The sequence below is a fragment of the Chryseobacterium sp. Y16C genome (assembly GCF_022488405.1).
Lineage (GTDB): Bacteria > Bacteroidota > Bacteroidia > Flavobacteriales > Weeksellaceae > Chryseobacterium > Chryseobacterium geocarposphaerae.
In genome coordinates, this window is sequence record NZ_CP092711.1 from 4,610,154 (window position 1) to 4,632,427 (window position 22,274).

General features: G+C 37.3%; 14 protein-coding genes, 2 tRNA genes and 3 rRNA genes. 12 read left to right on the forward strand and 7 right to left on the reverse strand.

The window, feature by feature from the left end:
* Positions 1–62: 62 nt before the first annotated feature.
* Positions 63–1,448, reverse strand: coding sequence for a DUF1800 family protein (locus MKS83_RS21030; RefSeq protein WP_240581206.1), 1,386 nt, complete (start codon positions 1,446–1,448; stop codon positions 63–65).
* 238 nt (positions 1,449–1,686) lie between these two features.
* Between MKS83_RS21030 and MKS83_RS21035 the strand changes: the two genes are divergently transcribed.
* The 7 genes from MKS83_RS21035 to MKS83_RS21065 all read left to right on the forward strand — a co-directional run bounded on the left by MKS83_RS21035 (position 1,687) and on the right by MKS83_RS21065 (position 8,608).
* Positions 1,687–2,250, forward strand: a complete 564-nt coding sequence (locus tag MKS83_RS21035) for a hypothetical protein (protein WP_100378222.1) — start codon at positions 1,687–1,689, stop codon at positions 2,248–2,250.
* 114 nt (positions 2,251–2,364) lie between these two features.
* Positions 2,365–3,414, forward strand: a complete 1,050-nt coding sequence (locus tag MKS83_RS21040) for a glucokinase (protein ID WP_100377905.1) — start codon at positions 2,365–2,367, stop codon at positions 3,412–3,414.
* A 143-nt stretch (positions 3,415–3,557) separates the two neighbouring features.
* Positions 3,558–4,124, forward strand: coding sequence for a YceI family protein (locus MKS83_RS21045; RefSeq protein WP_240581207.1), 567 nt, complete (start codon positions 3,558–3,560; stop codon positions 4,122–4,124).
* Positions 4,125–4,202: 78 nt separating this feature from the next.
* A complete protein-coding gene (locus MKS83_RS21050) occupies positions 4,203–4,829 on the forward strand; it encodes a YceI family protein (protein WP_039372854.1) in 627 nt (208 codons plus the stop codon).
* A 65-nt stretch (positions 4,830–4,894) separates the two neighbouring features.
* A complete protein-coding gene (locus MKS83_RS21055) occupies positions 4,895–5,536 on the forward strand; it encodes an alpha/beta hydrolase (protein ID WP_240581208.1) in 642 nt (213 codons plus the stop codon).
* A 108-nt stretch (positions 5,537–5,644) separates the two neighbouring features.
* Entirely contained in the window at positions 5,645–6,988 is a 1,344-nt protein-coding gene (locus MKS83_RS21060) for an ammonium transporter (RefSeq protein ID WP_240581209.1), read from the forward strand.
* A gap of 201 nt (positions 6,989–7,189) precedes the next feature.
* Positions 7,190–8,608: an L-serine ammonia-lyase gene (locus MKS83_RS21065; RefSeq protein WP_240581210.1), complete on the forward strand. Its 1,419-nt coding sequence runs from the start codon at positions 7,190–7,192 to the stop codon at positions 8,606–8,608.
* Between the two features lie 54 nt (positions 8,609–8,662).
* Here MKS83_RS21065 and MKS83_RS21070 read toward each other — a convergent pair whose 3' ends face one another.
* The 4 genes from MKS83_RS21070 to MKS83_RS21085 form a co-directional block, all read right to left on the reverse strand.
* Positions 8,663–10,303 (reverse strand): serine hydrolase domain-containing protein, encoded by a 1,641-nt coding sequence (locus tag MKS83_RS21070; protein ID WP_240581211.1) that lies wholly within the window; start codon positions 10,301–10,303, stop codon positions 8,663–8,665.
* 5 nt (positions 10,304–10,308) lie between these two features.
* Complete coding sequence (locus MKS83_RS21075) at positions 10,309–10,881, reverse strand: YIP1 family protein (protein ID WP_240581212.1); 573 nt, start codon at positions 10,879–10,881, stop codon at positions 10,309–10,311.
* Positions 10,882–10,899: 18 nt separating this feature from the next.
* Positions 10,900–11,166: a DUF2089 family protein gene (locus MKS83_RS21080; protein WP_100377898.1), complete on the reverse strand. Its 267-nt coding sequence runs from the start codon at positions 11,164–11,166 to the stop codon at positions 10,900–10,902.
* A gap of 141 nt (positions 11,167–11,307) precedes the next feature.
* Positions 11,308–12,153: a prephenate dehydrogenase gene (locus MKS83_RS21085; protein ID WP_240581213.1), complete on the reverse strand. Its 846-nt coding sequence runs from the start codon at positions 12,151–12,153 to the stop codon at positions 11,308–11,310.
* A 761-nt stretch (positions 12,154–12,914) separates the two neighbouring features.
* On the opposite strand from MKS83_RS21085, the gene MKS83_RS21090 reads away from it, so the two are divergent.
* From MKS83_RS21090 to rrf, 5 genes are all read left to right on the forward strand, one after another.
* Positions 12,915–14,432: ribosomal RNA gene (locus MKS83_RS21090) — 16S ribosomal RNA — on the forward strand.
* 283 nt (positions 14,433–14,715) lie between these two features.
* A tRNA-Ile gene (locus tag MKS83_RS21095) sits at positions 14,716–14,789 on the forward strand.
* A gap of 81 nt (positions 14,790–14,870) precedes the next feature.
* Positions 14,871–14,944: transfer RNA gene (locus tag MKS83_RS21100), tRNA-Ala, on the forward strand.
* Positions 14,945–15,102: 158 nt separating this feature from the next.
* Positions 15,103–17,856, forward strand: a 23S ribosomal RNA gene (locus MKS83_RS21105).
* Positions 17,857–18,010: 154 nt separating this feature from the next.
* Positions 18,011–18,119, forward strand: a 5S ribosomal RNA gene (gene rrf / locus MKS83_RS21110).
* Together the 16S, 23S and 5S rRNA genes with 2 tRNA genes alongside form the textbook arrangement of a ribosomal RNA operon.
* 264 nt (positions 18,120–18,383) lie before the next feature.
* Here rrf and MKS83_RS21115 read toward each other — a convergent pair.
* The gene (locus MKS83_RS21115; RefSeq protein WP_240581214.1) at positions 18,384–20,729 is read right to left on the reverse strand and encodes a phosphocholine-specific phospholipase C; all 2,346 of its coding nucleotides are present in this window, start codon (positions 20,727–20,729) and stop codon (positions 18,384–18,386) included.
* A gap of 68 nt (positions 20,730–20,797) precedes the next feature.
* Positions 20,798–22,273 (reverse strand): SusD/RagB family nutrient-binding outer membrane lipoprotein, encoded by a 1,476-nt coding sequence (locus tag MKS83_RS21120; protein WP_240581215.1) that lies wholly within the window; start codon positions 22,271–22,273, stop codon positions 20,798–20,800.
* Between the last annotated feature and the right edge of the window lies 1 nt (position 22,274).

Genomic DNA, 22,274 nt, shown 5'->3' on the forward strand with positions numbered 1-22,274 from the left:
GTTGCAGGTGATTCAATCAATTTTAACTATCAGCTAAAATCTGCTACCTGCTTTCTAAAAAACTACATTAACTGATATTCTGGTGTTGACATTAGATTAATGACATTCATTTTCACGGTACTGTCCGAGAAATTTTTCACGGAGCTTATATCTAATGATTTATTGTTTTGAATTAGATAATCCTCAACATTTTTTCCATTAAATATCTTTTCCACACGGGCCCAGTCAATGGTGATATTCGGGTTTTTAAAGCTTTTTGCTAAGGTGTTTGTATTATTTTTCAATCCCATATCCAGATCATCATCTTCTTTGGGACGATAATCGAGTGGCCTTAATCCTGACCAGATCTGAGGAATCTGAAGTCTCAGCATCAGTGTAGAACTGTCAATCCACGATTTTCCGTTCGGCCAGCCTGCAACATTAGGTGGATACAGCAGCATTTGTCCCAATAATTTCTGATAAACGATGAGGTTCTCCGGATTTTGAATATTCATAGGAAGTGTTCGCATCATTCCGGCCATCAGTTCAATTGGAGATTTTATCCTGTTGCCGATATTTTTCTTATCATAAAACCATGAGCTCGAAAAAATATCTGTCATTAGTTTTTTGATGTCGTAATTAGACTGATAGAAGCTTTCGCTTAGTTTATTAACAATGGTTTCATCTACATTTTCATTCACGAAAAACTTATAAATTTTAGTAGTGATAAATTTGGAAGTTGCTTTTTGTTCGAGAATGATATTTAAAGCATCTGCTCCAGTAAAGTTTCCGGTTTTACCTAGAAATGTTTTTGTACCTTCATCATGAAGTTTTTTTCTCTCCACAAAATTCCCTTCCTTGTCAAATCCCCATCCTGTAAATGCTCTTGCGCCCTCTCTGATATCTTTTTCCGTATAGTTTCCTCTTCCCATCGTGAAAAGTTCCATTACTTCCCGCGCAAAGTTTTCATTAGGATGATCCTTTTTATTTTGCTGATTATTTAAAAAATTCAGCATGGCAGGAGCCTGACTGACTTCAAATAAAAGATCTTTAAAATTTCCCAGCGCATTTTTTCGTATAACATTCAGAATTTGCCTGTTGAATTTTGGGTTTACCACTCTTGAAGCAAAATGTCCGTGCCAGAAAAATGCCATTTTTTCTCTCATTTGCTCTTTGCTGTTCACCATCTTGTCAAGAAAATTCAGATTCAGTTCCTCATTTTGTTCGCGGTAAACCCTCTGCATTTCCTTTTTCTTTTCGGCTGGAGCTTTATCGTTCATCATATAATCACCGCCTTCAACAATATCAGGGGTATCATAATTGATGAAAAGAAAGGTTTCTTCTGTAAACAGATCATGCATTAAGCTTTTGATATCTTTTTTGTGAAGATCCTCAAACTGGTTGATTCCTGCTCCGAAACCTGCACGCCAGAGAAGGTGTTTGTTATTGATGAGCGATGGGAGAGTCATATCGGTATTTTGCTTTTGGATGGATTTGTTGAAAAAAGGTTAAAATAATAACGGGTTAATAATTCTTAATATTGCTTTTTATGAAAAATTGATTAAACAATCATTTAAATTTAGTGAAGTATAATTAATTGAAAATCATTATCTTGTGATTTTAATTAATGTTAAAAAGACTGGATTTTCTTTGCTTGGCACGATTTTTACATCTTTCTGGTTAGTAAAATTTAAAAAATCAAGAGTTATGAAAATGTTTAAACAAGCAATTTTATTTGCTGGAATTTTAACAGCGGGTGTATTAAGTGCGCAGGACTCAAAAATGAATAATATGATTAAAGTAGGAGCGAATGCTGGTTTAGCAGTTCCTTCTGATAATGTTTCTGCGTCAGCTGGTGTAGATGTTGCTTACCAGAATCTTATTACACCTGGATTTGGTTTAGGTATCGCAACGGGATATACTCACTATTTTGGAAAAGATAATAACGGATATAATAATAATGATGTTGGGGTAATTCCTGTAGGAGCATTAATCAGAATTTATCCGAAACAAACAGGATTTTACTTTGGAACTGACTTAGGATATGGATTCCTGGTAGGTGATGATAAAGTTGCTTCTAATTCTACAGTGGATAGACCAGACGGCGGGTTTTATATTAAACCGGAAATCGGATACCACAACCAAAGCTGGAATTTCTTTGTGCAATATCAGAAAGTATTTGCAGGAAGTAAGGGAGATTTAGCCGGACAGGACTATAATGTGGGGAACATCGGAGTAGGATTCTCTTATAATATTCCTTTAGGAAAATAATAATATTTTATTATAAACAATTATTAACCAAACCTTTTCAGTTTTGTGAAAAGGTTTTTTATTTCCCTATAGAATTTACAAAAAGTATTATTATATTTGATAAAATTTGAGATTATGAACTTAAATCCAAAATTTCCGCTTTATCTACCAGGAGTAAAGAATGGTAATAATGACAATGTTTCGATTATTGGAGCAAGCCTTAGTGAAGATGTGACAACATTAGGTTATTTTGTTTCCGGTAACGAGGGACTTAATATAAAAATTCAGACTCATTATCCTACGAAATCGTTTTCTTCTTTTTCAGAGATTTTAGAAAAATTTATTCAGGATAATCAGCTAGAAAACGTAAAACGATTGGGAATCGCAATTCCGGGACCTGTGATGAATGGGAAAAGTAATCCTATACGATTAGGCTGGAGTTTTGATCAGCAGGAATTTATCACAAAATTCGGTTTCGAAAGAGCTGATATGCTGAATGACCTTGAAGCTTCTGCATACGGTATGGCGCTTTTAGAAGATAATGATTTGGATCCTATTTATACAAGTGGACATTTGGAAAAAGGAAATGTAGCAATTATTGCACCCGGAAACGGATTAGGTGAAGCTGGATATTTCTTTGATGGAAAATATTTAAGACCTTTTGCTTCGGAAGGAGGTCACTCTGAATTCTCTCCGCGTACCAACGTAGAAGTAGAATTCTATCAGTTCTTGAATAATATTTATGGAATTGTAAGTTGGGAAAATGTACTTTCAAAAACAGGATTATTCAATATCTACAGATTTTTGAGAGACGTAAAAAGACATCCGGAACCAGAATGGTTAGGAGAGAAGCTTACAAAAGGTGACTTTGTTGAGGAATTATTTAAGGCTGCTATGGAAGAGGATGTTCTGATCTGTAAAATAGCGCTGGATACTTTCTTAGAGTTTTTAGCAAGAGAAGCCAACAACTTGGCACTTAAGCTTAAAGCAACAGGAGGATTGCTGATTGCAGGAGAAATTCCTCAGTCCATAAGAGCTTATATCAATAAGGAAAACTTCTACGAAAAATATAAAATCAGTGATAAGATGGAAGAAATGCTGAAAAACATTCCGATCTACCTGATAAAGAACAATAATACGCCATTAAACGGAGCGGCGCTCTATACGGCTTATTATCAAGAATAAAAAAGATCTCCGAAGAAATTCGGAGATTTTTTTTGATGATATTATTCATGAAAATAATTAATTTTATTGATGTACATCAATGAAATCTATTGAGTAAGTTATCTATTTTTGCATCAGTAAATAACAAGTAATAACTTAATTCAATGAAAAAAATATTTTTATTAGCGGTTTTAGCTGGTGGATTAGCTTTCGGGCAAACAAAAAAAGTGGTAGCATCTGATGTGCACTGGTGGGGTTATAAGGTGGCAAAATCTGAAGCAAGTTCTCATGACGGAACGATCAAAGTAAAGTCTGGTAACGTAGTGTTGAAAGGAAACCAGGTTGTAGGAGGTACTTTTGTTTTGGACATGACTTCTATCAATGCGACAGACCTTTCAGGTGAATATCAGCAAAAGCTTAACGGGCATTTGAAAAACGGAGATTTCTTCGAAGTTGAAAAATACCCTACAGGAACTTTCAAAATCACTTCTGTAAAGAAAAACAACGATAAAACGTACAATAGCTTAGTAACAGGAAATCTTACAGTAAAAGGTAAAACAAATCCTGTTTCTTTCCCTGCTAAAATTGCAGTTGCTAACGGAGCTGTAACTATTGAGTCTAATAAATTCTCTTTCGACAGACAAAAATTTGATGTTGCTTACAAGTCTACAATGCAGGATGTTTTTGTGAAAGATGATATCGACATGACAGTAAAAGTGACTGCTAAATAATTTAAACAAAAAAAGATTGTTAAAAGTGTAGAAGTTCTACACTTTTTTTTATTTTTGTTGAATTGTAAATAAAAAAGAATGAAAAGATTACTATTGTTGGCTATGATGTGTGTTTGCATGTCATTTGTTTTTGCTCAAAAGAAAGGAGATAAAGTGATAAAAGTGACTTCATCTGAAATCAGATGGTGGGGCTATAAGGTTGTAAAAACTCAGGAAACATCACACTCTGGAACTGTAAAATTAAAAAGCGGAAAATTCAATTTTGATAAGACGGTTTTGATAGATGGTGAGTTTATTATTGACATGAGAAGCTTAATGGCAGGAGATGTTTCTGAAGAAGATCAAATAAAGCTTACAAACGACTTAAAAAGCACAAACTTTTTTGAGGTTAAAAAATTCCCGACTGCAAAGTTTCATTTAACTAAAATTTTACCATTAGCAAACGGAACATACAATTCAACAGTATATGGAGACTTTACATTGAAAGGTGTTAGAAAGACGATTTCTTTCCCTGCAAATGTATACATCACTCAGTTTACAGTAATCATTGAATCTGCCAAGTTCTCATTGAACAGAAGAGATTTCAAAGTATTCTACCAGTCTTCATTGAAAGATTACTTTATTAAAAATGAAATGGATATTCAGTTCAAGATTTCTACAGAAAAACTGGATAACGAAAACAGAGTTCCGGTAAAAAAGAAATAATTTTTTTAACAATATTTAAATATGGGCAGCTTTCAGAAGTTGCCCATATTTTTTATTTTAGTAGTATGAAAATTTATATAGTAAGCGGGTTGGGAGCAGATTTTAAAGTATTGGAAAAACTAGAATTTCCTAAACAACACGAAATTGTCTTTATAGATTGGCTGATTCCTGAGAAGAATGAAAGCTTTGCAGCATATATAAAGAGAATGGCCGAGAAGATTGATGATTCACAACCATTCTACCTTTTAGGATATTCTTTTGGAGGAATTATGGTTCAGGAGATTAACAAACTGAAGCCTGCTGAAAAAGTGGTGATTTTGGGAAGCATAAAATCCGATAAAGAAAAATCCAGATTAATAAGAGCCGGAGAAATTACAAGAATTCCTAAAATTCTGCCGGAAAGCCTATTCAATGAAAAAACAACAAGAGCTTATTCTGTGCTTCGAAAGTTTTTCGATCCTAAAAAACCAAAAGTTTTACAATATTTCAGGGTGAAAGATCCTTATTATTTAAAATGGTCCGTTGAAAAGATCTCCGAATGGAAATTTGAAGAAACATCGAAGGTCGTACAGATCCTGGGTGATAGAGATATTGTCTTTCCTATTAAAAACTCAAAACCTGATTATATTATCAAAGGTGGTACCCATCTTTTTCCAGCAACAAAATTTAAAGAAGTATCCCGTATTTTAGAGGGGGAGTTTGAATAAAAATGTATTTTATTTTTAAATTTAATATTTATTTAATGGGGTTGTTTTAAGTTTTTATTCTTTTGTTAAAAAAATATTCCTATTTTTGATGGGGTAATTATAATTTTTATGAAAGTAGGACTTAAATGGGTGGTCTCTTTTACGATCATTTCTTTAGTTGCAGTCGGAGGGCTATTTTGGAGCCCCATTGTTGATTTTCCGAATACCGGAGAATTTCTTGACGAAAGTAAAATTGTTGGGGCAGATGTGGCCTGGATTCTGGCAGCTGCAGGCTTGGTCTTATTAATGACGCCTGGTTTATCATTCTTCTACGGCGGAATGGTTGGGAAGAAGAATGTGATTTCTACCATGTTGCAGAGTTTTATAGCTTTGGGAGTGATTTCCATTTTGTGGGTAGTGGTCGGTTTTTCGCTTTCTTTTGGAGATTCTATTGGGTTTACGATTGACGGAGAACATTACGGAATAATCGGTAATCCCTTAAGCTATCCCTTTTTCAGCAGAGTAGGGGTGTTGCCGCATAAAGCAATGGCTTCTACAATTCCCTTTATTCTTTTTGCTTTGTTTCAAATGAAATTTGCAGTCATTACACCAGCTTTAATTACAGGATCGTTTGCTGAAAGAGTAAGGTTTATTTCTTATCTGCTGTTCATGGTTTTGTTTAGCCTGTTTATCTATACTCCTTTATGTCATATGGTGTGGCATCCGGATGGACTTTTGAATAAATATTTCGGAGTAAAAGATTTTGCCGGAGGAACAGTAGTTCATATGAGTGCCGGTTTTGCGGCTTTGGCGGGAGCCATTGTTGTTGGAAACCGAAAAAATCCTCACCATGAACCATCCAATATTTCATACGTAATGTTGGGGACAGGAATGCTTTGGTTCGGATGGTTTGGCTTTAATGCCGGTTCTGCCTTGAGTGCCAATGCAACTGCTGCTACAGCTTTTGGAAGTACAACGATAGCTTCAGCTTCTGCAATGATGACCTGGATCTTTTTCGACAGAATTAATAAAAGAAAAGTTTCTGCTTTAGGAGCTTGTATCGGTGCAGTAGTAGGTTTGGTTGCGATCACTCCGGCTTGTGGTTTTGTTTCTGTTTCGGAAAGTCTTTTCATCGGTTTCATTTCGGCAATTGTTTCTAATATAATGGTTAACTGGAAAGCTTTAAAGAAGATAGATGATACTTTGGATGTATTTGCCTGTCATGGAGTAGGAGGGATTATGGGAATGATCTTAACAGCAATCTTTGCTCATGGTGAGAATGCAAGTCTTCTTCATGGGGGAATTAAAGTATTTGCCCATCATATGATTGCGTTGGTTCTTGTTTCATTGTTTGCCTTTTTTGGATCACTGCTTTTGTATAAGATTACAGACAGTATCATCACTCTAAGGGTCTCTGAAGAGTCAGAAAATATGGGACTGGATATGTCTCAACATGAAGAAAGCCTGTGTTAAAGTCAATTGTGAATTGTCAATTCGTTTTGCAGTCAATTTTAAGAATTCACCTGCTAGCCAATTCATTATAGATAATTCACATCAATAATATTTGAGTTCATATAGTTTTAATTTTGAGCCGAAGGTGAAATTTCATCTTCGGCTTTTGCTTTTCAATTTATCGTGTATCTTTGTGTTTAGGAAAAATGATGAATTTTCTATATGGAATCAATATCGGTTTTTGAGATTATTAAGGTAGGGATAGGCCCTTCTAGTTCACATACAATGGGACCTTGGAATGCAGCTTCTGCATTTATTAGAATTATAAAGAGAGAAAGATCAATAGATGAGGTGAAGGAAGTGTTTGTTGAGTTTTTCGGTTCACTGGCAAAAACGGGAATCGGGCATGGGACAGATATTGCCGGAATGTTGGGATTAAGTGGTGAAGACTTTAAGACAATCGATACTACCAAAATTGATGAAAAAATTGAAAAAATAAAAAATAATCAAATTCTCAATCTGGGAGGTGAAAAAGAAATTCCTTTTATTTACGGTCATCATTTGGTCTTAAATATGCAAAAGTCGCTTGATTATCATCCGAACGGAATGATTTTTAAGGCAATTTTTGAAGACGGAACTGAGCTTGTTCAGGATTTTTACTCTGTAGGGGGTGGATTTATCATGAGCCAGGAGAAAAAATCGATTCAAAAACATTGTGTCCGTACTTTGTATCCTTGCCATAAATCTTCGGATATAGTAAAATATTGTGAAAAATTAGGGCTTAGCAGGATTTCAGACCTAATTCTGATGAATGAAGAAAGCTGGAGAACTCAGGAAGAAACGAGACATGAAGCACTTTATATCTGGCAGCAGATTAAAGAATGTATTTATAAAGGGGTAAATAAAGAAGGAGTTCTTCCGGGGGGATTAAATGTGACAAGAAGAGCGGCCGGACTTAATAGAAAACTATTAGGAGACAAAATTTATAAAAATAAGGATGAGTGGTTTCAGCAGGTGGTGGATGCTGAAGAAAACTTCACCAATATCAATAAATGGATTGCTTGTTTTGCATTGGCGGTAAATGAAGAAAATGCAAGCTTTGGAAGAATCATTACGGCTCCTACTAATGGTGCAAGTGGAGTAATTCCGGCAGTTTTAATGTATTCTCAAGCTTTTACAAACTCTATAAGTGAAGATGATATCGTAAGATTTTTATTGGTAGCCGGTGAAATAGGAACTTTATTTAAGAAAAATGCAACAATATCTGCAGCGATGGGTGGTTGCCAGGCGGAAATCGGAGTTTCATCAGCGATGGCAGCAGCCGGTTTAACGGAAATTCTTGGTGGAAATGTTGGTCAGGTTTTAATGGCAGCGGAAATTGCAATGGAACATCACTTAGGACTTACATGTGATCCGATCAAAGGATTGGTTCAGATTCCATGTATTGAAAGAAATACGATGGGAGCGATAAAAGCAATCACAGCAGCAAATATTGCCTTAGAAAGTGATCCGACAAAAGCAAAAGTAACTTTAGATGAGGTAATTCAGACCATGTGGGAAACAGCATTGGCTATGAGTGACCGTTTTAAAGAAACTTCGGAAGGAGGATTGGCGATTGCGGTGAATGTTCCGGAATGTTAAGTAACTCTAATTTAGATACAAAAAACCTCAGATATAAAATCTGAGGTTTTTTATTTATTTTTTCTTGTTGAATAAAAACTTTCCGCCGCCTTGCTCCAGTTGCATTTCTGTTTTTTCAGGAAAGAAAGTCATCTTGAGACCGGCATTATCGAACTTAAACTGATCTTTCTCTACATATTCAAGTGGAAACTCAGGTTGCCCTGTTCCCTGTCCGAATAATCCTCCGTTTTTAATGAAAATTTTAATACCAAGTGGAATATCTTTAGATGAATAATCACCAACGTATTGCTTTAGCTCGGTTTCTGAAATTTTTATGCTTGAAAAATTAGGCAGGCTAAATTTTTTATTATAAAGTATGCTTAAAATATCGATAGTGAAATTATTGGCTCCAATTCTGTCAGCATTTAAAGAATAAGCAATGGAAATATCATCTTCGCCGTTATAAATCATTAATGAATTGGTCCCATACGTACCGCCGCTGTGTCCTACAAACATTTTCGAATAAAAAGGAACTAAAGCGAGTCCCATTCCAAACCTGTCCTCTTTAGGCATCATGCCAGAAAGATTTTCCTTAGAAACAATTTTTCCTGCAAAAAGAGCATTAATAATGATATTTAAATTCGTTGGAGTAGTGGCAATATCACCTACACCTACTACATTGTTGAAATCAAAATCTTTCACAGGTTCCCATATATTGGTATAATTGTAAGAACTGAAAACGTTTGTCGGCTTTTGGCTCACTGTATAAAAGTTTTTTAATTGTAGAGGCTGTACAAATGTTTCCTTTAAATTGTCTGCGTAAGATTTTTTACTGACCTTTTCTAAGATTTTTGTCAATAAATAATATCCGGAATTGGAATATTGAACTTTAGTTCCCGGTTCAAATAAAGAACCCTGCTCAATAATATGATTCATGATCTGTTCTTCAGAAACTTTATCTGTAAGCCACTTCATGGTATTCTTGCCCGTAACATAATCTCCCAGTCCTGAAGAATGATGAAGCATTTGAGAAATCGTTATTTTTTCAGCATTTGGAATTTTAGAATAAAACTTTGAAAGTTTATCATTCAGGTTCAATTGCTTTTTCTCAATAAGCTTGAATATCATTATGGCGGTCATCGATTTGGTAATAGAGCCAATCTGAAAAGTTACTTTATCCTTTTGGGAAAGACTTGCTTCTCCAAAGCTTCTCTTATAAATCTCTTTTCCTCCTTTAAAAATCGAAATTTCACCTGCTTCGGCATTGTTTTTTTCTAGATAAGAGATGAAATCATCAATTTTATTCAAACTTTCCTGAATGTTAGCTGATAATTTAAGGATCTCGAGATTTTCATCTTTATTATTCTTTTTATCAAAAGGTTTTAAAACTAAAGGAAAGCTTTTCCCGTTTTGAATGAAATTACCTGATATGGTATTGTTTTCAAGCTTTCCTTTATAGGATGCATTTGCGCTTGTAATTTCTATAAACAATTCATTGTTGCTAAATGATACCTTTTCGGCAGAAATACCTTCAGCTCCTTGTGCGGGACTGTCAAGTAAAGCTTTATAAGAATTTTTATCCTTTTCTATATGAACAATAAAAGGAAGTTTATTTCCTTCAATATCTAAATCTCCTTTCCATGAACCGGCTATTTGTTGTGAGAAAATTTGTTGAATACTTAGTAGAAAGACAATAAATGAAATTTTAGTTTTCATAGCTTTTAAAATATGAATTGACAAGTGATAGTGGTAACGATAATTAAGAATGCAAAAATCACGATCTGTTTCCAGTTCTTAAGATTGGTCGCTGTTTTGAAACCATTATAGATAAGGGTCATTCCGTAAGCAATTAGTAAAAGAGCTGAAAAGCTGAAAATACAGATAACAACAAGATCTGCGGGAGAAATATTTGCCGGATTTTTTTCTGCCATTACTCTTATAGACTCCATACTGTTTTTAATAATAGGAAGCTCGCTGATCAGAATGATAAAAATTCCTGGGATTTGGGAAATTAAAATAGTATTGATGATATCAATGAATCTGGTTCTTTTATTATAGATTTTTCCGAGAATAAAAAAAATAATGATTGCAATGATATAGCTTAATAAGCTGTAACCAATACTTTTAATGAATGAGTCTTTTTCGTCTGCATACCGGTAATGAAAAATACTGTCCACCTGTAAATTGAATACATTACATAATACCAATGTGATTCCCAGAGATACTATTCCTGCAATAAGAAGCTGATTCTCGCTGTATTTTGAAAATGGGTTGAAAACTGTTTTCCAATTCATGTTGATGAGTTTTTTGCTTTAGTTTTTTAATAAGTTGATTTTTTGAATAAGATCATCCATTTTGTTTCTCATAGTAGGATAGGAGAGATCGGCTTGTTTTGCCATTTCTTTAATACTTCCGCTGGATAAGAAAAAATTGAGGATAAATTCCTGTTCATCACGATTCAGCTTTAATATAACCGGAAGCTCATAGTCTCCATTGACTTCTGTAGTACAGTTGGGACATTTCATCTGACTTACATTTAAAGTATGATCGCAGCTAGGACAAATAATGGGGAGTTTCATTGAATATGTTTTTACAAATGTAATATTAATTTAAATAAAGTTAAATATTTTTTTAATAAAATTAAAAATCAATTGAATATATGGAATAAAAAAACTTCCGGTTAAGGAAGTTTTTAGAAAGGTGTTGATTAATATAAGTTACTATTTATCAAGTATTTCTCTTATTTTATTGGCATTGGAGATCAATTCTCCTAAATATTCGTAATTTTCTTTTTCTAAAGCCGATTTGAATTTTCTTAATTGCGAAATGTGTTCATTTAAAACGTCAAGAACATTTTCCTTATTCTGTTTAAAGATAGGAACCCACATTTCAGGATGTGATTTTGCTAAACGTACTGTACTCGAAAATCCGGAACTCGCTAGTTGGAAAATCGTTTCCTCTTCACGTTCCTTTTCCAGAACCGTATTTGCTAAGGCATACGAAGTGATATGAGAGATGTGGGAAATATAAGCCGTATGAATATCATGATCCTGGGCATTCATATATATAGGATGCATATCCAAAGCATAGACAATCTCCTCAGCCAATGTAAAAGCATCTTCTGCGGACTCCTCTTTATTGCAAATAACTCCGGCCTTTCCTGAGAAGCTTTCGGCTATGGCAGATTTCGGACCATTATTTTCCGTTCCCCACATCGGGTGAAAAGCAACATATCTGGATCTTTTAGGGTGATTTTTAACCATTTCTACAATTCCTGACTTTGTAGAACCGCAATCCATTACAGTTTGATCATCTGAAACCAAGTCCAAAACCTTTGGAAGGAGTTTTCTGGCTGCATCTACAGGAATTGCAATAATAATAAGGTCAGAATTTTTGATTCCTTCCTCTAAGTTTGCCTTCTCGTTGATGATTTGAAGCTCTATACCCTCATTAAGGTGTTGCTCGTTGTTATCAATTCCATAAATATAAGTTGTAAGGCCTTTCTGTTTTAATTTTAAAGCTATCGAACCGCCTATTAATCCTACGCCAATAATACCTATTTTCATTTTCTTCTAATTTAAAATCAAAAAACCTCGTCTAGGACGAGGTTTGAATTATATATACATAAGAATTCCTTATCCCATAATTGAGTTAATAATTCTATAATAATATGTTCTGTTGTTAGAAATCATATCGCGAAGGTATAAAATAATTTTCAAATGTGGATATGTATACTATATAGTATTTTGTTTTCATGAATAATTGTATGAATATTTTTGTATTTAGTATCCTTTGCGTTTTTTTATTTTAAATTCTTCTCGTACCTAATCAGGGAGTTAAGATAAAATATTACGGGAATATCAATTTTAAGTTAAATAAACTTGTTTCGTATTACCCAAACCCACTATCTTTGCCCAACTGAAAACGAGAGGAAGTAGGTAGCGCAGAAGGGCTTTTAAGTAAGCATAACTATTAATGAAATCACTTTAGGAGATACGGGAAAAACGATTAAAACTTTTTAAAAATAAAAGTTGCGGGAGTTAAAATTTTTTGTATCTTTGCAGTCCGGTAAAACGGGAAGCGCAGAAGTGAGATTGAAGGTTTGTAGAGAGGTTAAGGTTACAAAAAAAAACTTTAAAATTTTCTTTAAAAACATTTGGTCGTAAAGAAATTAATAATTACTTTTGCACTCGCAAATACGGAGCGACACTGACAGAGAGATTGCTTCGGGAAAAGCGAAAGAATAAAGATCATTGACATACAATATAACAACCAAGTAAGGAAAAACTAAAGCGTTAAAAAACTTTGAGTGAGTCAAGACAAACATACAATGGAGAGTTTGATCCTGGCTCAGGATGAACGCTAGCGGGAGGCCTAACACATGCAAGCCGAGCGGTATTTGTTCTTCGGAACAGAGAGAGCGGCGTACGGGTGCGGAACACGTGTGCAACCTGCCTTTATCAGGGGGATAGCCTTTCGAAAGGAAGATTAATACCCCATAATATAATTGATGGCATCATTGATTATTGAAAACTGAGGTGGATAAAGATGGGCACGCGCAAGATTAGATAGTTGGTAGGGTAACGGCCTACCAAGTCGATGATCTTTAGGGGGCCTGAGAGGGTGATCCCCCACACTGGTACTGAGACACGGACCAGACTCCTACGGGAGGCAGCAGTGAGGAATATTGGACAATGGGTGAGAGCCTGATCCAGCCATCCCGCGTGAAGGACGACGGCCCTATGGGTTGTAAACTTCTTTTGTATAGGGATAAACCTTTCCACGTGTGGAAAGCTGAAGGTACTATACGAATAAGCACCGGCTAACTCCGTGCCAGCAGCCGCGGTAATACGGAGGGTGCAAGCGTTATCCGGATTTATTGGGTTTAAAGGGTCCGTAGGCGGATCTGTAAGTCAGTGGTGAAATCTCACAGCTTAACTGTGAAACTGCCATTGATACTGCAGGTCTTGAGTAAGGTAGAAGTAGCTGGAATAAGTAGTGTAGCGGTGAAATGCATAGATATTACTTAGAACACCAATTGCGAAGGCAGGTTACTATGTCTTAACTGACGCTGATGGACGAAAGCGTGGGGAGCGAACAGGATTAGATACCCTGGTAGTCCACGCCGTAAACGATGCTAACTCGTTTTTGGGTTTTTAAGATTCAGAGACTAAGCGAAAGTGATAAGTTAGCCACCTGGGGAGTACGTTCGCAAGAATGAAACTCAAAGGAATTGACGGGGGCCCGCACAAGCGGTGGATTATGTGGTTTAATTCGATGATACGCGAGGAACCTTACCAAGGCTTAAATGGGAATTGATCGGTTTAGAAATAGACCTTCCTTCGGGCAATTTTCAAGGTGCTGCATGGTTGTCGTCAGCTCGTGCCGTGAGGTGTTAGGTTAAGTCCTGCAACGAGCGCAACCCCTGTCACTAGTTGCCATCATTAAGTTGGGGACTCTAGTGAGACTGCCTACGCAAGTAGAGAGGAAGGTGGGGATGACGTCAAATCATCACGGCCCTTACGCCTTGGGCCACACACGTAATACAATGGCCGGTACAGAGGGCAGCTACACAGCGATGTGATGCAAATCTCGAAAGCCGGTCTCAGTTCGGATTGGAGTCTGCAACTCGACTCTATGAAGCTGGAATCGCTAGTAATCGCGCATCAGCCATGGCGCGGTGAATACGTTCCCGGGCCTTGTACACACCGCCCGTCAAGCCATGGAAGTCTGGGGTACCTGAAGTCGGTGACCGTAAAAGGAGCTGCCTAGGGTAAAACAGGTAACTAGGGCTAAGTCGTAACAAGGTAGCCGTACCGGAAGGTGCGGCTGGAACATCTCATTTTAGAGCGTCTTTAGACGTAAAACAAAATTAAGATACTTAAATGTATCATGTACTTACTTCAAAGTAAAGCTTTAGTTTTTTGTTTGGTTGATTTATAAGTAAAGTAAAAAGTTAAAAGTAAAAAGAGCCAAGTGATTGGATCGTTTAAAATTACTCATTACCCATTACTTATAAATATATATAAAAATATAACCCACTAGAAATTAGTAAAAGGGAAAGAGATTGAGAAATGAAGAAGAGGAAAAGGATATTACTTATTACTCATCACCCATTACTCATACAAAGTCTCGTAGCTCAGCTGGTTAGAGCGCTACACTGATAATGTAGAGGTCGGCAGTTCGAGCCTGCCCGAGACTACTAATTAAAGCGGATAGCAAATAGCGATGGGCTAATGGCAATAAGCCAAAAGCAATAATCCAAAAGCTAAAAGCACTAGAGGGGGAATTAGCTCAGCTGGCTAGAGCGCCTGCCTTGCACGCAGGAGGTCAAGGGTTCGACTCCCTTATTCTCCACAGTTTTGGAGGTTTAGTTTAAAAGTTACGATTGGAGCCAAAAACAACAATTGTTTACTAAACCAAAAAGAAGCAAATAAGATCATTGACATTAACGGTAAAGACATCACAAAGAGAAAACCGAGCACTTATAAGTGCTTGAGTAACCTAAAAATAGGAAAGAAATCGTTAAGGGCGTATGGCGGATGCCTAGGCTTTCAGAGGCGACGAAGGACGTGGTAAGCTGCGAAAAGCTACGGGGATTGGCACACACGAATTGATCCGTAGATATCCGAATGGGGCAACCCAATACATTGAAGATGTATTACCTCTTAGGAGGAGCAAACCCGGAGAACTGAAACATCTAAGTACCCGGAGGAAAAGAAATCGAAGAGATTCCGTAAGTAGTGGCGAGCGAAAGCGGATTAGCCCAAAAGTCTTTATATGTTTAAAAGAATGTTCTGGAAAGAACAGCCATAGAGGGTGATAGCCCCGTATTTGAAAGGCATATTTAGATGATAAATGAGTAGGGCGGGACACGTGAAATCCTGTCTGAATATGGGGGGACCATCCTCCAAGGCTAAATACTCCTGAAAGACCGATAGTGAACAAGTACTGTGAAGGAAAGGTGAAAAGCACTTCGAATAGAAGGGTGAAATAGAACCTGAAACCGTACGCCTACAAGCGGTCGGAGCCCACAAGTTGGGTGACGGCGTGCCTTTTGCATAATGAGCCTACGAGTTAATTTTACTAGCGAGGTTAAGTAATTAAGTTACGGAGCCGGAGCGAAAGCGAGTCTGAATAGGGCGCATAGTTAGTAGGATTAGACGCGAAACCTTGTGATCTACCCATGGGCAGGTTGAAGCTTTGGTAACACAAAGTGGAGGACCGAACCGGTTGACGTTGAAAAGTCTTCGGATGACCTGTGGGTAGGGGTGAAAGGCCAATCAAACTGGGAGATAGCTCGTACTCTCCGAAATGCATTTAGGTGCAGCGTCGCAAATGAGTTTATTAGAGGTAGAGCTACTGATTGGATGCGGGGGTTTCACCGCCTACCAATTCCTGACAAACTCCGAATGCTAATAAATGTTCTGCGGCAGTGAGGGCATGGGTGCTAAGGTCCATGTCCGAGAGGGAAAGAACCCAGACCAACAGCTAAGGTCCCCAAATATATGTTAAGTTGAAGCAACGCGGTTGGACTGCATTGACAGCTAGGATGTTGGCTTGGAAGCAGCCATTCATTTAAAGAGTGCGTAACAGCTCACTAGTCGAGCGGTCCGGCATGGATAATAATCGGGCATAAACATATTACCGAAGCTATGGATTTGTATTTAATACATCTGGTAGGAGAGCATTCTGTTTGCGCCGAAGCAGTATCGTGAGGTATTGTGGAGCGGACAGAAAAGAAAATGTAGGCATAAGTAACGATAAAGGGGGCGAGAAACCCCCTCACCGAAAGACTAAGGTTTCCTCAGCCATGCTAATCAGCTGAGGGTTAGTCGGGACCTAACGCGAACCCGAAAGGGGTAGTGGATGGACAATGGGTTAATATTCCCATACTTGCTCACACTAAAAAGGGGACGGTTCGATGTAGCTATTGAAGACGGACGGAAGTGTCAAGGCCTAGCCTTCGGGCGAAGCTGTTATAGTGTAATCGGATCCAAGAAAAGCCGAAGTGAAGCAACCCGTACCAAAACCGACACAGGTGGTCGAGGAGAGAATCCTAAGGTGCTCGAGTGAGTCGTGGCTAAGGAACTAGGCAAAATAGTCTCGTAACTTCGGAAGAAGAGACGCCAACAGCAATGTTGGCCGCAGTGAAGAGGCCCAGGCGACTGTTTATCAAAAACACAGGACTCTGCTAAATCGAAAGATGCTGTATAGGGTCTGACACCTGCCCGGTGCTGGAAGGTTAAGGAAGGGCGTTAGCGTAAGCGAAGCGTTTGACTGAAGCCCCAGTAAACGGCGGCCGTAACTATAACGGTCCTAAGGTAGCGAAATTCCTTGTCGGGTAAGTTCCGACCTGCACGAATGGTGTAACGATCTGGGCACTGTCTCAGCCACGAGCTCGGTGAAATTGTAGTATCGGTGAAGATGCCGATTACCCGCAATGGGACGAAAAGACCCTGTGAACCTTTACTATAACTTCGTATTGACTTTGAGTAAGTAATGTGTAGGATAGGTGGGAGACTTTGAAGCCGGCACGCTAGTGTTGGTGGAGTCGACGTTGAAATACCACCCTTTACTTACTTGGAGCCTAACTTCTTAAAGAAGGACATTGCGTGGTGGGTAGTTTGACTGGGGTGGTCGCCTCCAAAAGAGTAACGGAGGCTTTCAAAGGTACCCTCAGCACGCTTGGTAACCGTGCGTAGAGTGTAATGGCATAAGGGTGCTTGACTGTGAGACCAACAAGTCGATCAGGTGCGAAAGCAGGACATAGTGATCCGGTGGTTCCGTATGGAAGGGCCATCGCTCATAGGATAAAAGGTACTCCGGGGATAACAGGCTAGTCTCCCCCAAGAGCTCACATCGACGGGGAGGTTCGGCACCTCGATGTCGGCTCGTCACATCCTGGGGCTGGAGAAGGTCCCAAGGGTTGGGCTGTTCGCCCATTAAAGTGGCACGCGAGCTGGGTTCAGAACGTCGTGAGACAGTTCGGTCTCTATCTATTGCGGGCGTTAGATGTTTGAGAGGGCTTGATTCTAGTACGAGAGGACCGAATTGAACAAACCTCTGGTGTATCAGTTGTACCGCCAGGTGCACCGCTGAGTAGCTATGTTTGGAAGAGATAAGCACTGAAAGCATATAAGTGCGAAACTCGCCTCAAGATGAGACATCTTTTAAGGGTCGTTGGAGATGACAACGTTGATAGGCTACAGGTGTAAAGTTGGTAACAGCATAGCCGAGTAGTACTAATTACCCGTAGATTTATAGCCTATTGGTTTACATTAAAACAAGCCTTATAAGTGCAATCATGGTTTTGCCTTTGTGATGAAATTTACCGATAAAACAGGTAGCAGATGATAGCTATCAGGTAGCAGGAAAACCTGCAACCTATCACCTTCAAACTGCAACCTTATATACAACCTTTAGGGTGGTTTTAGCGGTGGGGCTCACCTGTTCCCATTCCGAACACAGAAGTTAAGCCCACCAGCGCCGATGGTACTGCGACAAGCGGGAGAGTAGGTCGCCGCCAGTTTTTATTTAAAGTCTCATACAGATATGTATGAGACTTTTTTGTTTTTAGACCATTTAGACAAGCATTATTCATAAACCTTTATAATATTAATCTCATTCAAAGCATTAAATGTGGATTTTTTAGCCCCTAACATGAGCTTCATATGAAACTTTTAGCGGTTTAAATACCTTAACCTTACTTCTATAATTAGTAATAAAATTTAAGAAAAGCCTTATACAGTTAGAGGTATAAGGCTTTCAAATATGTACAAAGAGTATTTAAATATTAGCTCCAATGAGGATCAGAAACTGAGGTTTTTCCTGTTTCAATTCTACCTGAAAATTGCCAATCTTGGTTTTTCATATTTATCTTTAGATCATACCAACCTTTCATTTTACTAAGATCAATTAATATTTTCTCTTCAGAATGTTTTAAATCAATCTGTTTTTTCGTTTTTTCATAGAGATTCTCGACTATTATAGAAATATTTTCTTTTTTCTTCTTTTTAATCACCAACTCGACTTCATTTTTAGATAGAGAATTATTGAGTATTATTTCTATTTCAGGATTATTTTCTCCTTTAAAATGCCTGTAAAAACCATTAGGTCCAAAAACTTCATAATCATATTTTTCATACTGGATAGCATGTGATAACTCTTGTTTTGAATATAATGCATAAGAAAAATGGAAATCGTTATCTTGAAATTTATTTCTGTCGTAGATAAGTAAAGGAACTCCTTTTTCGTTGAAATTGATCATTTTTATTTTTTCATTCTGAAAATTGACAAGATAGTTATATGGAAGCGCATTGGATGGTTTTAATCCTCTTTCCTGAATATCTAACAAATTATTATTTAATTCATTTTCAGAATACCATTTTAAATTGGGAACGGGTTTGTTTTTAGCCGAATTAATGGTTTTAGCGTAGTCTTTTTGGTCAAGATAATCCATTTTTGGGATTTTTGTACTGGCTGTGTTGAATGCTGATGTTAAATCTCCACAAATTGCTCTTCTCCAGTCGCTAATATTTTCTACGGTAACATTTTTATCAAATTTCTTCTTAATAAACTTTTCCAGAAATTGTAAAACGGAAGTATGATCTGAAACTTCGGAATTTACATAACCGCCTTTTGTCCAGGGAGAGGCAATAATCATCGGAACTCTGTAACCTAATCCGACCGTACCTTCTATTTTTTCATGATCTTTCAGCTTTTGAGAGGTCATATATTCCTGATTTTTATTTACGTATTCAACTCCTTCTTTGCCATTCATATCAATTGGCTGACTGGGATTCATCGGAGGTGAAAACGGCAGAACATGATCGAAATATCCATCGTTCTCATCATAATTAATAATAAAAATCGTTTTCTTCCAGGTTTCAGGATCTTGGGTTAAAATATTTAGTACTTCAGAAATATACCACGCCCCGTACCAAGGTGAACCGGGATGATCGGAAAAATGTTCGGGAGCAATCAGCCAGGATACTAACGGTAATTTTTTTTCATTAACGTCTTTTCTGAACTGGTATAAAACATCACCTTTCGGAATAACTAATCTTTCACCATTTTCATCTTGTCCGATTTCCAAATTCCAATAATCGGGGTCGTTGGAATTGGTCGTAAATGCTTTTTCGTGAAGATTTTTTTCAGTTTGAGAAAGTTTAGCAAAATTTTCAGGTTTAAATTCTTCCCAGTCATTTTGAAGTTCTAAAATTATTTGTTCCAGCCTTTCTTTCTGTTTCGGATTTTTTTCAATTTCTTTTTTTAAAGAAGATATTATATTCGGGATATTTTTATGATAACCATCCGAGAATTTCACATTGAATTTCGTAAACCATTCAATTGGGTTATCAGTAAAATTGCTTAGCCAGGCTTCCTGTTCACCAGACATTCCTTTGGGTAGACTGATTTCATTTTGATATATTTTCCAGGAAATATTCTGTTCTTCCAGTATTTCCGGGAAACTTTTCCATTTTGCCTGCCTTGCTTTATCGTAATCTATATTTTCATTGTAAACATTAGCTTTCACCTTACCGTTTTGCTGCTCACGAAGTGTTCCCGACCAATGGAAAAGCCGGTTGGGTGTTGTTCCCGTTAAAGAGGAGCAAAAATATTGGTCAAAAATTGTGAATGCATCTGCCAGTTGATAGTAAAATGGTAAGTCTTCAAGATTGTAATAGCCTAATGTAAGTGGAATTTCTTTGTAATCTTTATTTCCCGAAGCTTTTGCCTGTAGCCATTGATCATATTTTCCATTGTTTAAAGCCTTTTGCTGGTTGTCCCAGGAATGCGGAAGAGAGCTCATCCATGTAGATTTTGTGTTTCTTAGATCCAAACGGGCAGGAGCAGCATATTTTCCGTCATTATTTTTTTGAAAAAAAACGGAATGACCGTCCGGTTTCCTGAAAGCTCTCTGATCTAAAAACCCTCTTACTCCTTTCATAGTTCCGAAAGCATGGTCAAAGGAGCGGTTTTCCTGCATCAGAATTACGATATGTTCTGCATCATAAAAGGTAGACTGGGCATTCGGTTCTATGGTTAAAGCTTTTAAAATAGAAGGATGCAACATGGTGGATGTCCCTAATCCTGCTAAAAGTAAACTAGATTTTTCTAAAAATGTTCTTCTGTTCATATTCCAATCATTAAATAAAGAAACCGCAAGAAAGTGAATTTCCTGCGATTTTTAAAGTTAGTAAGTTTTTACTGTAACCACCAAGGCTTAGAATTGATATTATCATTTCCTCCGTATTGGGATGCTAATGCAGCTTTAAGGTTTACACTGTTGTAATTGTACTCTGTCTGTGGGTATCTGAATCTGTAAGGTGCTGAAACTCCCGTTTGTAAAGGGTAATTCGGGTAACCGGTTCTCAGATAATCATAATAAGAGGTCCATTGTGACTGGTGAAACATCGTCATGTACTTTTGGGTCATGATTTTTTCCAACTGAACAGGCAGGGTCGCAGAATTATCATACATCACCAAAGGCGTAGCTAAATACTGATTCACATCAAATCCGGCAAAATACTGATTCGGGTTTTTAACATAGGTCTGATAAAAGGTAAAGCTTGCCTTAATAGCATTGTCATAATGCGTTTTTGCCGAGCCAGAAATCCAGCCTCTCGCCGTAGCTTCCGTCAGAATGAATTCTAATTCGGAATAACTTAAAACGCTGGAAGGCTCATTCGTAGCATCTTTATAAAAACGGTCGTTTACTTTAGAAATATTTTTTGCAGTAATTAAAGCAGCATTGTCAGAATAGGGTGAAGTCGGGTTTCCTCCGTTGTAAGCTGTGAAATCCGTAAGCGGTTTTCCAGCTTCTTTTGCTCCTGTGGTTTGCGCTGCAAAAGTAAATAAACGAGGATCTTGTCTGTCTTTAAACAAATTGATAAAATAATTGGCCATGTATAAACTTGAACCATAACCGCTGTTATTGAACATTGTATATCTGCTGTCGGCAGCGTCTGCGAATTTCAGTTCTCCGTTGTCTGCAATAGAAGTCATTAATGGCTGACTTCCTGCTACGGAAGCAAATTCCGTTGCAATATTGTAATTTCCAACAGTAGGCTTTTTAGAAAGCGTAATTAAAATTTTCAGACGAAAAGAGTTGATCAGTTTTTTCCATTTTGAAGCGTCACCTTTATAGATAATGTCGCCTTCAATTTTATCATTCGTATTGATTAAATCATTCGCTTCTTTCAATTCGGATAAGATTCCTGCCATTACAGCTTCCTGACTGTCATATTTAGGTTGTGTAATCCCCGATTCACCTTTTACAGCTTCTGAGTAAGGAATACTCCCGAATTTTAAACTTAAATTGAAAAAATAATAAGCTCTGTAAAATTTGCCGATCGCCTGATAATTTTTATTGTTAATTTTCTCAGCTTCCTGCATCATTTTTCCTGTATTCAAAAGCCCTTTTGTATATACATCGAAAGAAGCGTCATTCCATTTCATATATTGATATACGTTTTCTCCGTCTGTTCCGATCATCATTCTGGAAGCATACATATTGTCACCATTTACCTGAAAAGCGTTTTGAGAAACATAGGTTAAAAGAAACTTGGGATCTACACTTGCCTGATCGTTGGGGTTTTCATTAATTGTATCAAGATTTGTCTCACAGGAAGCCAAAGCCAATAATCCTGCAAGACTTAGTAATTTTATAATATTTTTCATT